Annotated in this window: 6 protein-coding genes; all 6 read right to left on the reverse strand. The window is 60.9% G+C overall.

Annotation, left to right across the window (positions count from 1 at the left end):
* Position 1: 1 nt before the first annotated feature.
* The 6 genes from ligA to ACFO6X_RS13860 all read right to left on the reverse strand — a co-directional run bounded on the left by ligA (position 2) and on the right by ACFO6X_RS13860 (position 12,297).
* Entirely contained in the window at positions 2–2,188 is a 2,187-nt protein-coding gene (gene ligA / locus ACFO6X_RS13835) for an NAD-dependent DNA ligase LigA (protein WP_382434053.1), read from the reverse strand.
* 22 nt (positions 2,189–2,210) lie between these two features.
* On the reverse strand, positions 2,211–3,401 hold the full coding sequence (locus ACFO6X_RS13840; protein WP_382434055.1) for a cell division protein FtsZ: 1,191 nt from the start codon (positions 3,399–3,401) through the stop codon (positions 2,211–2,213).
* 24 nt (positions 3,402–3,425) lie between these two features.
* The gene (gene smc, locus ACFO6X_RS13845; RefSeq protein ID WP_382434057.1) at positions 3,426–6,953 is read right to left on the reverse strand and encodes a chromosome segregation protein SMC; all 3,528 of its coding nucleotides are present in this window, start codon (positions 6,951–6,953) and stop codon (positions 3,426–3,428) included.
* Positions 6,954–7,052: 99 nt separating this feature from the next.
* Complete coding sequence (locus ACFO6X_RS13850) at positions 7,053–9,854, reverse strand: Hsp70 family protein (RefSeq protein WP_382434059.1); 2,802 nt, start codon at positions 9,852–9,854, stop codon at positions 7,053–7,055.
* Positions 9,851–11,725, reverse strand: coding sequence for an Hsp70 family protein (locus tag ACFO6X_RS13855; protein WP_382434061.1), 1,875 nt, complete (start codon positions 11,723–11,725; stop codon positions 9,851–9,853). Before ACFO6X_RS13855 ends, ACFO6X_RS13850 begins: the two co-directional genes overlap by 4 nt.
* Positions 11,722–12,297, reverse strand: coding sequence for a DUF2760 domain-containing protein (locus ACFO6X_RS13860; RefSeq protein ID WP_382434063.1), 576 nt, complete (start codon positions 12,295–12,297; stop codon positions 11,722–11,724). The genes ACFO6X_RS13855 and ACFO6X_RS13860 overlap by 4 nt, the downstream gene beginning before the upstream one ends.
* Between the last annotated feature and the right edge of the window lie 3 nt (positions 12,298–12,300).

Here is a 12,300-nt window from a genome sequence, read left to right on the forward strand (position 1 = left end):
CTCAGGGTTGCTGCGCCAACAGCGCCAGCAAGCCTGCTTCATCCAGCACTGGCACGCCCAACTCTTGGGCCTTGGTCAATTTGCTGCCTGCTTCGGCTCCAGCCACCACATAGCTGGTCTTTTTACTGACTGAACCAGAGACCTTGGCACCCGCAGCCTCTAGCATGTCTTTGGCAGCATCACGACTGAGGGTGGGTAGCGTGCCCGTCAAGACGATGGTTTGACCAGCCAAGGGTTGTAAAGCCCGTTCAGATGGCGCACCTTCGGGCCACGCAAGGCCACAGGCGCGCAACTGCTCCACCACCTCACGGTGATGGGGTTGGTCAAAGAACAAGCGAATACTTTGCGCCACTACTGGCCCCACATCATTGACCTGTAGCAGTTGCTCGACCGTGGCATCCATGATGGCATCTAAGCGGCCAAAGTGACGGGCCAAGTCCTTGGCCGTGGATTCACCCACATGGCGAATACCCAAGGCAAACAAAAACCGGGGCAAGGTGGTTTGCTTAGATTGCTCTAACGCAGCCAGAATGTTTTGCGCCGACTTTTCAGCCATGCGCTCCAAGGCTACCAGTGCAGTAAGGCCCAATCGGTACAGATCGGGCAGGGTGTGGACGATACCTGCATCAACCAATTGATCGACCAATTTGCCGCCCAAGCCTTCGATGTCCATCGCCCGGCGGGCGGCAAAATGCAAAATAGCTTCTTTGCGTTGCGCTGGACAAAATAGGCCACCCGTGCAGCGGTATTCGGTCTCGCCCGGCTCGCGCACCACAGCACTGCCACACACAGGGCAGGCGGTGGGCATACGAAAGTTAGCCACATAGGGTTGGCGGGCAATCCATGCTCCATCACCAGCAGGGCTCACCACAGGCGGCACCACACCAACGACCTCAGGGATCACATCGCCAGCACGGCGCACGATGACTTGATCGCCTACACGCACCTTTTTGCGGCGCAATTCAAACAAGTTGTGCAAAGTGGCATTGGTGACGGTCACCCCCCCCACAAACACTGGAGCCAACCGCGCCACAGGCGTGAGTTTGCCAGTGCGGCCCACTTGAATGTCGATGCCCTCGACCAGCGTCATCATCTCTTGCGCTGGGTATTTGTGTGCTACGGCCCAACGTGGCTCACGGGTTTTGAAACCCAGTTCCTGCTGCAATACCAGATCGTCTACTTTGTAGACCACACCATCAATATCGTAGGGCAGCTGATCACGCTGCTGACCAACGCACTGGTGAAACGCAACCAATGCCTCAGCACCCACCACCGGCTGTACCTGCTCGGCCACCGGAAAGCCCCAGCTTTTGAGGGTTTGCAACAACCCATAATGACTCTGCCAATGTGGCGTGCCTTGAGCCAGCGGGGCTACTTCACCCACGCCATAGGCAAAAAAGCGCAAGGGCCGCTGGGCCGTGATGCCTGCATCCAACTGGCGCACAGCCCCGGCGGCCGCATTGCGTGGGTTAACAAAAGTCTTTTGCCCACGGGCGCGCTGTTCTTGGTTGAGGCGGTCAAAATCGGCCCGGGCCATGTAAACCTCGCCGCGCACCTCTAGCACAGGGGGCACGCCAGCGGGCAAAACCAGCGGTATCTGACGAATGGTGCGGATGTTGTGCGTGACATCCTCGCCCACTTCGCCATCGCCACGGGTTGCCGCCTGCACCAGCAAGCCGTTTTCATAGCGCAGACTCATTGCCAAGCCATCAAATTTGGGCTCGGCCACATAGCCGATAGGGGCTCCAGCCACCACTTCCAGCGCCAGCGGGCACAGGGCGGGGCGTTCGCCACGTTCGGCCCGCTTTTGTTCTGTGGCCAGATAGGAGCGCAATTGCTGCTCGAACTTTTCGGCGCCTGCCGCCGTCACATCAGTTTCAGTCCGGATAGAGAGCATGGGCACAGCATGGCGCACGGGGGCCAGTCCGTCCATTACTGCGCCAATCACCCGCTGCGTGGGTGAGTTGGGAGTGACCAGCTCTGGGTGCTCAGACTCTAGTGCCTGTAAACGCTGATAGACCCGGTCGTATTCAGCATCAGGCACCTCTGGTGCGTCCTGCACGTAATATTGGTGTGCCCAACGGTGCAGACAGGCTCGCAAGCGAGCGACCTCTTCAGCAGCGGGGGCTGGTGCGTTGGTCTGGGCTGTCTCTGGTGGTGTAGGAAAAAGATCAAGAGATTGGGTCACAACAGCCTACCTAGCCTAGACGTTAACTGAACAGGCGCCGAGCCAATACCGAGCCAGCAGACAGCCCGTGGCTGTCGAGCTGGTCATATAGCAGCTCCAAATCGGTGGCAATGGGGTCCATAGCCATAGCAGGCAGTGGTTGACCATTTTGATCGCACAGCACACCATCCATGACACGGCACAGTACGGTGGCAATCTCGCGCAAGCGGGTAAATGGCTGCTCAGAACGGTTGACCTGTGCCACATCCAAACTCAACATCAAATCGCGTACCGCCGATTGCTCCAAGTCTTCCGCCAGGGCCGCTTGGGTATCAAAGGCCAGCGTGAGCAGCGGTGGCAAGCCCGCGGTGGGGGCTGGCAGTAGCATTCGGCCTGCCATTGAGCCGGGTAAAAAACCCAACCGGGAGGCGTTTTGCTGCAAATAACCCGCACTCCAAGCAGCTTGGCGGGCACGCAACACAAAAGCCAGTTGGGCATCGTGTTGTCCGGCAAAATCGTCCAAGGATTTAGCACGGGCCACTTCGTGCAGCATTTCAGGAAACTCTGCGGCTGCGTGCAGCATGTCGGCAAAGGGTTGCACCTTGTGCACAAACTCGGAGAATTCGATTTCGTTCAGTGCTCCCGTGCGATTGGCCAACTGCACGCCCGCCTGAAAACGGCTGTAGCGTTGGGTCGCTACCGGGTGTTCCCACTGCTGGCTGGTCTCATTCCAAGCCTCTATGGCAAAGGGCTTGCTGCCGACCCGGCGGGTAGGGGGCAGGGCAGCCAACACCGCATCGCCGGGCACCGCCTGCTCGCAATGCAAAGTGGCAAGCGCATCAATCAATTTGTCCAAGCCCAAACGGCGATCAGGTGCAGCGTTGGGTTTGGCAGTGGGTGCCGCAGCAGCTTTTGGTGCTGCTTCAGCAGGGGCAGAGGCCACCGGAGTGCTGGGCACCTCTGCCCGTTTTTCAGGGAATGGGGTGTCATGGTCATGGTCGTGCTCTGACGCCGATGCCACTGGCGGGGGCGCAGGTGGCGTGCCATGCAGCGCCTGATCCAACAAGTGGTCAAAGGCAGGCTCTTGGCGCAATGCCGGCTCGGCAGGCGTGCCCGGTTCGGCAGGCCGCGGCTTTTTGGGGGTGTTGCGGTGGTTGGTCCAGGCGTTGTAGGCGACGATCAGGGCCAGCAACACGGCGCCGATGACGGCCAGACTGATTTGCAAGTTGCTCATGAGAGTGGTGTGCGGGTAAATGGTTCAGGTGGCATCGGCCATCGACAGGGCCGATTCCATGTCTACGGCCACAATGCGCGAGACGCCTTGCTCCTGCATGGTGACACCGATCAATTGTTCGGCCATTTCCATGGCAATCTTGTTATGGCTAATGAACAGAAATTGGGTCTGCTGGCTCATACTGGACACCAGTTTGGCATATCGTTCGGTGTTGGCGTCGTCCAAAGGGGCATCCACCTCGTCCAGCAGGCAAAACGGGGCTGGATTGAGTTGAAAAATGGCAAACACCAAGGCAATGGCCGTGAGGGCTTTTTCGCCACCAGACAACAGGTGGATGGTCTGGTTTTTCTTGCCCGGCGGCTGGGCCATGACCTGTACGCCCGAATCCAGAATTTCATCACCCGTGATGATAAGGCGTGCATTGCCACCGCCAAACAGTTCTGGAAACATACGCCCAAAATGCCGGTTGACGGCATCGAAGGTGCCTGAGAGCAGGTCACGGGTTTCGCCGTCGATTTTGCGGATCGCATCTTCTAGCGTCTGCATGGCATCGGTCAGATCGGTGGTCTGGGCATCCAAAAAGGTTTTGCGCTCGCGGGCAGCCACCAATTCTTCTAATGCTGCCAAATTGACAGCCCCCAGCGCCGTAATCTCGCGGTGCAGGCGGTCAATCTCAGATTGCAGGCCCGTAGCGCGCACTTGGCCTTGGGCAATGGAGCGTTCCACGGCCTCTAGGTCGGCTTGGGCTTCGGTCAGCAAGGTGCTAAATTGCTCTAACCCTAGCCGAGCGGCCTGTTCTTTGAGCTGGCAGTCGGTGATGCGTTGGCGCAGCGGCTCCAGGGCGCGCTCCAGTTGCAGGCGCTGCTCGTCGGTGCTGCGCAATTGCGCAGTGAGATCATCGTATTGGCTGCGCTGAGCGGCCAAGTGGTGTTCGCGTTGCATTTTGAGCGCCAGCAAGTCTTGCAAACCGCCCTGGGCAGCAGCATCAGACAGGCGCTCCAGCTCTGCTTGGGCGCGCACACGCTCATCGGCCAGCGTGGTGGCTTGCTGGCGGGCGGTATCTAAAGTACGCGACAACTCGGCCCGGCGGGCCTCTAGGCTGCGTTGGGCAAACAGTGCTTCTTGGGCTTGACGCTCTAGGCTGCGTTGCTGTTCGCGGCATTGGTTCAAGCGGCGTTCGGCATCAAGCACGCGGTCGTCAAATTGTGCATGGGCCTCTTGGCTGTCGGCCAATTGCATATCCAAGGTTTCAAAACGCGCTTCTGCGGTGACGCGGCGCTCTTGCAAGTCATCGAGTTGGACTTGCACCTCATCCAGATCGGCACCAATCTGCGCGCTGCGGGCTTGGGTTTGCGCTAGCAATTGCGCCAGCCGCAGATGTTCTACCTGCAAGGCATGGGCTTGGGTTTGGGCCTCAGTGGCGGTGCGGCGCAACGTGGTGAGCTGCTGCACCGTATCGGCATAGGCCGCTTCCGCACGCAACAAGGTGGTACGGGCTTCTTCGGTGATGAGCGTTTGGGCGCGCAGTGCTTTGTCCAGATGCTCGATGTCTTGCGCTCTGGCCAACAGCCCAGCTTGTTCGGAGTCTTGGGCATAAAAGGCCACACTGTGCAAGGTGACAGCATGGCCCTCGGGCACATACAAGGTTTCTCCGGGCTGGAGTTGTGCGCGCCGGTTCAGGGCTTCATCCAACGTCTGGGCGGTATAGCAGCCCTGTAGCCAATCTTGCAACACCGCCTGCAAGCGGGCATCGTGCAAGCGCAAGTGGTCGGCCAGCTGCGGCAAAACGGCCCCCGCAGATCGCAACACGGCTGGTTGGGCTGCACTAAAAAAAGCCAATTTGGCAGGTGGCCCATCACCCGTGGCCCCAACCAGCCCGCGCACCCGGTCTAGGCTACCCACCTCCAACGCAGACAGGCGTTCACGCAGCGCGGCCTCTAGGGCGTTTTCCCAACCCGGCTCGATATGCAGGCGAGTCCACAAAGCGGGCAAGTCGTCTAAGCCGTGGCGCTGCAACCAAGGATGCAGCTTGCCATCGGTTTTGAGCTTTTCTTGCAGGGTTTGCAACGCTTCGAGCCGAGCAGACAACTCGGCCTGTCGAGCGTTTTCGGCATTGAAAGCCTGCTGATATTGGCGGCGGGCCTCGTCACGTTGCGGCACGGCCTCTTGGGCTTCGGCCAAACTGGCTTGGGTGGTTTCTAGCGCCTCTTGCGCCGCTTGCAGTTGCTGTTGCAAATGCTGCACACCGCTGGCATCGGGGGCAGTTAAGGCTTGGCGCTCGGCGCGCAGGCGCTCATAGCGGCTTTGCAGTTGGCGGCTTTGCTCCTCAATGCTACGTTGCTCGGCGGCCAGCACTTGGATTTGCTGCTGCACCTGTACCACCACGGCCCGCTGGCTGTTGGCCCGGCTTTGGCTGTGGCGCAGGGCCTCTTCCAGATCGGGCAGGCGCATGGCCTGCTCTTCCAGTTGGGCTTGGAGCAGTTCAGTCTGTTCTTCGGCCTCTAACCCGGCACCGGCCAGATTTTCGAGTTCAAAGTGGGCCTCTTCGCTGCGCGCCTCCCACTGGCTGATTTGTTCGGCCAGCGTGCCTAGGCGCAACTGCACGCGCTGGCGGGCCTCCACCACATAGCGGATTTCAGCCTCTAGGCGACCAATCTCGGCATTGGTCTCATAAACTTGGCCTTGCGCTTGGGTGACACCATCGCCCGCTGCATAGTGGGCTTGGCGGATGGTTTCCAATTGCGCCTCTAGGTGGCGCAAGGCGGCCATTTGTGCTTCCAGCTCATTGACGGCCTGCAAGCCTTGGGCCTGCACAGCGGCCTGATCAGCTTGGGCATCTGCGCGGCGCAAAAACCAAAGTTGCTGCTGCTTGAGGGTGGCGCTGGCGTGCAAAGTTTGGTACTTTTGTGCGACCTCGGCCTGTTTTTCGAGCTTCTCGAGGTTGGCGTTGAGTTCGCGCAGGATGTCTTCTACCCGGATCAGATTCTCGCGGGTGTCGTGCAGGCGGTTTTCGGTCTCACGGCGGCGCTCTTTGTACTTGGAAACCCCGGCAGCCTCTTCTAAAAACAGACGCAAGTCTTCGGGGCGGGACTCCAGAATGCGGTTGATGGTGCCTTGGCCGATGATGGCGTAAGCCCGTGGCCCCAGCCCGGTGCCCAAAAACACGTCTTGCACATCACGCCGACGCACAGGCTGGTTGTTGATGTAGTAGCTACTGTTGCCATCGCGGGTGAGCACCCGCTTGACGGCAATCTCGGTGTATTGGTTCCATTGGCCACCCGCGCGGTGGTCATCGTTGTCAAACACCAGCTCTACGCTGGCGCGGCTGGCCTGTTTGCGCCGGGTGGTACCGTTAAAAATCACGTCCTGCATCGACTCGCCGCGCAGCTCTGAGGCCTTGCTTTCGCCCAACACCCAGCGCACAGCATCCATGATGTTGGATTTACCACAGCCGTTGGGGCCGACCACGCCCACCAACTGCCCCGGCAGCATGAAATGGGTGGGTTCAGCAAAAGATTTGAAGCCAGAGAGCTTAATGGAATTGAGACGCACGGATCACCCTGTAACACCGCGCCGCTGGCGCAGCCGCCAGGGCCACGCGGCCAACACCGCCCGGCATGTCACCATGCCTAACGATTCAAGGTGTGAATGTTACCCGAGCTGGTCAGCTCCAGTATGGAGCAGCTGCAAACCCGGCGGCAGCGCCTCACCAAAGCTGCGGCGTTGGTCGGCTTCGTCCAGCGCCAGCACTTCGCGCACCATCGCCCCCCACGCCGGGGGAGCCTTGGCAGCTTGCAAACGTGCCATCACCTGCTCACGCACCGGCCAAGGCAGGTCGCGGGCGCGGTCGCCACTACAACGGGCCAACTGAACGGCAGCAAAAGCGGCAGGCTCTACCTGTTTCCAATCCAGCCCCAGCAGCACCTGCAACCAGAGTAGGGCTGTATCGGCAGGCACCACATGGTGGGCACTGCCATACAACGGTACACGCGCGCCCAAACGCCCCAGCGCCCACCAAGTGTGGGCTTTTTCAGGGTGACGCTGCCAGCGGTCGAGCAACCAATGCCCAATATCCACCCGATGCCCTGCCGGCACCTGCTCGAGCGTGGCGGCCAAGCGCACCATGTCGTCATAGCTGCCATGCAGGGGAGACTTGCTGCGCGGGGCATCTGCGATGGTTTCCAAATGGCCGACCAATGGCTCCAATAGTTGCAGTTGTTGGGCCTCGTTCAGGCCTGCGGCAGTACGGCGCCACAGTGTCCACCATTCTGACCAGTTGCCACTTTCGGCCACATACTGGATGCCTTGGGGAAACAACGTCCAAAGTTGTTCTACCCGCCACGCGTCCAACGGTGCGCCAGTACCCGGCCGCAGACAGTAACCTGCCAAATTGAGCCAAACACGCTCGTGCTCGGCACTGCGGCGACGGCGCTTGGCACCAGCCCACAGGGCATCAAACAAACCACGCAGCAGGGGCAGACTCCATTCTTCACGGCGGCCCAGCAGGCGCTCTAGGGTTTGGCGCAACTGGCGCACCTCACGGGCCTCGGGTTTGTGGGTGCCGGTGCCAAAAATACGCTCAATCTGCGCCAGTGCCTCGGGCAGCCGTGGGTGCGGTGGTGCTGTGGCGGCAGTATGCTGCGCATCAGCGCCTTGCACACCGCCACGCAGCTCAAAAGCCAACGACCAACGTTGCGCTGCGTCATCTGCCTGCGTGCAATGCATCTCCAAAGTACCTACTTCGGTGATGCTGGCTGTGAGCTGCACTCGCACCTCCCGACGGCGTTGACCTTCGGGGCAGGGCAACACCGCCGACAATTGCGGCAGCCGCACAAACTGTGCTGCATCATCGCCCTCGAGCAAGACCACATCTCCTGCTTGCCAAGGTGTGCTGGCCGAGGACGACAGCAAATGGAAACGCACGGCCTGCCCCAAGCGCAGCGCAAAAACATGATCGGCCAGATGCACTGGCACACCCTCTGGCGTGCCCCGTGGCAGCACACAAATGCCCTGTGGCTTAGTGTCTGGGTTGCTATGTTCGAGCAGCAAAAAATAGCTGCGCGCCGACCCACCACCAATTCCAGCCCCCAAAGCAGGCACCCGGCCAGCGCGCACCAGTGCATGGGCTACCGCACCACGGGCCACAGCCACATCGGGCGCATCGTTGTGCAGCACCTGCAACGGTGCGCCGCGCCAAGAGGCCAACACCTGTTCCAGCCGCTGTGCCAAGGCCGGAGCGCGAAACACACCACCGTTGAGCAGCAAGGTATCGGGCAGCCCTAGTTCGGCATGGCGGGCCAAGAAATCAGCCAAATGGCGGGTAATAGCGGCATCAGCCGGGTAGGGCAGACCAAACTCCACAATGCCCGACCGCCGCCGCTGGGGCCGGGCGCTGGCAGGCTCGTGCGGCAAAAAGCCATCGACCACCAGCAGCTCCAGATCTGCACGGCTGATCTCGACCGAACGGGCCGCCCCCAACAATTGCGAACCCGCACCCAACAAGGTGACCGTGGCGCGTTCAGGGGCGTCTGGCCCCAGCAGCAGTTCTTTAGCCACCCGGCACCGCTGCACCAATTGCGCCAAACGTGTGGCCGATAGCGGCGCTGTGCCCCCCAAACGGCGCTCTACCCAATGCGCCAGCGCCAAGTCCATGTTATCGCCACCCAGCATCAGGTGGTCACCCACCCCCATGCGCGTGAGCTGGGGCACAGCACCCTGGCCATGCTCTACCTGAATCAACGTTAAGTCGGTGGTACCGCCCCCCACATCGCACACCAGCACCAGCCGCGACTGTGCCAACGTATCTGCGCAATGCTGGGCATGGCGCAGTAGCCAGTCCTGAAAAGCCGCCTGTGGCTCCTCCAGTAGCCGCACTGTGGGCAAACCGGCGTGGCAGGCAGCCTCCAGCGTCAAGGCGCGTGCCCCCTCATCAAAGGAGGCCGGCACTGTGAGGATGATGTCTTGCTGTTCTAGTGGCGATTTGGGAAAACGCGCATTCCATACCGCACGCACATGGGCCAAATAACTGGCACTGGCCAACACTGGCGATATTTTGGGGACATCGTCCGCCGCCCCCCAAGGCAAGATAGCCGCCATGCGATCCACCCCCGCATGGGACAACCAACTTTTGGCACTGCTGACCAAGCGCCCCGGCACCTGTGCCCCCAAATCACGGGCATAGCGCCCCAGCACAGCAGGTGGCTGTTGGGCTTGACCTTGGTGCTGCGGCTCTAACCACATTGGCTGCAAGGCCACGGGCGGCAGCTCTCCCGGTGCTGGGTGGTAGCGCACCGAGGGCAGCAGCACCTGCTCGGCCAGTGCCCCCGGCCCCACCAGTTGCTTCATGGGCAGCAACTGCACACCTGCGGCATCTTTGGCCCGGCCCAAGGCGGCATAAGCCACTACCGTGTGGCTCGTGCCCAGGTCAATGCCAACGCTATAGCGTGCGCTCACGGCTGTGCGGGCTGGGCCTCACCCCGAGCGTCCAACTCAACCTTCCAACGCTCCGTGCCCCCCACGGGCAGGGCTTCCAGTTCCAGCACACCCGCTTCGGTGATACGGGCGTGGAGGCGCACACGCACCACCTCGCCAGCCGTGCGCCCTTGGGTGGGCAAGTGGGCTTCAATGGCTTGCAATTCGTGCAGCTCATCAGGTGCCCAGAAATCGAGCGTTGTGCCAACTTGGTCTTGGCGGCGCACCGAAGAGCCGAAGAAGCGAAAATGCACCGACTCGCCCACCACCAAGCCAAACTCTTGGCCGGGTAAGGTAGCCTCACTGCCTTCTTCCATGCCAAAGGGCGCCAAGCACAGCGCCTGAATCGGCGGCTCCATCCCCGGAATAGCAGGCATCGAAGACTCCACAGCCACGTAATAAGCCTGTGCCGTACCGCCCCGAATGCGCACGCCTCGGCCCCGGCGCACATAGCCATAGTAGGCCGCACCGCGGGCTACGGCCAAATCCAAATCAGCACCAGCCAACAAACGTGCTGGGGCGGCTCCTTCGGCTTGCAACCAACCATTGAGGGTGCCCAGCACGCGATCAGCAATCGCACCCGACTTGAGCACACCGCCATTGAACAGCACCGCCGTCGGGTGTAAGAAGGTAGCGGCCTCTGGCAAGCTGCTGCCCAAGCCCTCCAATTGCGCCGTGGCACCGCGTTGACGGGTCAGAAAGGCCGCCAAATGCCGGGTGATAGCCGCATCCTGCGCATAGGGCAGGCCCAATTGCGTCAAGGCGGCACGGGCACGGCTGATAGGCTGATCCGACACCGCTGCGGACGGGAAAAACCCCTCCAGCAAGGTTTGCTCTAACTCTTGGCGCGTGACTTCAGTGCGGATAGAGCCACCAATCAGCTTGGAGCCTCGGCTAGGCACCACCACTGGCACGGCCATCACGGTAGCATCGCTGAACAAGGTTTCTTTGGCGCTGCGGCAGGCATGGGCCAAAGCCCGCGTCTGCCAAGGGTCTAACTGTTTGCCCTCAGCGGCCAACTTGCGCGCTACACCGTAGGCCAGTGCCAAATCCATGTTGTCGCCACCGAGCAAAATATGCTCACCCACCGCCACACGCTGCAACTCCAAATTGCCATCGCGCTCGAGCACCGCCATCAGCGACAAGTCGGTGGTACCGCCGCCTACATCCACCACCAGAATGATGTCGCCTTGGCGCACTTGCTTGCGCCACTGACCAGCACTGCGCTCAATCCAGCTGTACAACGCCGCCTGAGGCTCCTCCAACAAGGTGAGGTGATGAAAACCAGCAGACTGGGCGGCTTCTGCAGTCAATTCGCAGGCCGCCGGGTCAAATGAGGCTGGAATAGTGACGGTCACCTCCTGCTGTGCCAGCGGCGCCTCGGGATGCTGCTGATCCCAAGCAGCCTTCAGGTGCGACAAGTAACGGATAGAAGCCTCTAACGGCGAGACGCGCTGCACCTCTTCGGGCGCATCTACCGGCAAAACTGGGCCACGCCGATCCACACCGGGATGGCAGAGCCAGCTTTTGGCACTGCTCACCAAACGAATGGGCGTGGCCGCCCCCCGACTGCGCGCCAGTTCACCCACGGCAAAGTCTTGTGCTGCCACCCAAGGCAGGGCCAAATCACCAGAGGCCATCTCGCTGGCATGGGGCAGATACATGAACGAGGGCAACAACGTCTTGCCCTCCACCGCACCGGGGCCAGTGAGTTGCGGGATTTCTAACACACCCTGGGCCACTTTTTCGCCATCGCTGGTTTGGGTATCTACCCAAGACAACGCGCAGTGGGTGGTGCCCAAGTCGATGCCCACGGTATAGCGGGGGGGTTGGTTCAAGGGGGCAAAGCTCACAGTTCTACCTCCGCCGGGGCCAGCACACGGGCATCATGGCCTTGGGCCAGTTGGGGCAGACGGCTGTCACTCACGCGCCAGCCTTGGTGTACCAGCGTACCCGTAAAGGGTGGCTGTCCCACCACATTCCCTGTAACACGCACCGCCGTTGCATCAAAACCGGCAGGCAACGTAATGCGGCTGCCTTCAGCCTCAGTGCGCACCGTGGCAATGGTGAAATGCTCACGTAATACCTTGCGACAGCCCTCATGCACAACACGGGCTGCACCACCAATCTCAGCATCCGAGAATGCGGCCACATCCTGCTCCATAAAATCGACAAACCGTGCTTCACGCTGCAAGAGGCCCAACAGTTGCAAAGCAGCCGTCTCTGGCGGTGCCTGCCATACTGGGGCGGCAGGCGCTGGTGCCACAGGTGTGGCTACAGGGGCAGGCGCTACTGGAGCAGCCACTGGCACGCCATCGCGCAACTGCGCCACACTGGCCGCAAAATCAGGCCGGGCAATGATGGCAAAAAAACTGCTGATAGCCAGCGCAATGCGCCCCATCAGGGAAGGAGGTGGTTTTGTCATGCA

Source organism: Giesbergeria sinuosa (assembly GCF_042652905.1).
Classification (GTDB): domain Bacteria; phylum Pseudomonadota; class Gammaproteobacteria; order Burkholderiales; family Burkholderiaceae_C; genus Simplicispira; species Simplicispira sinuosa.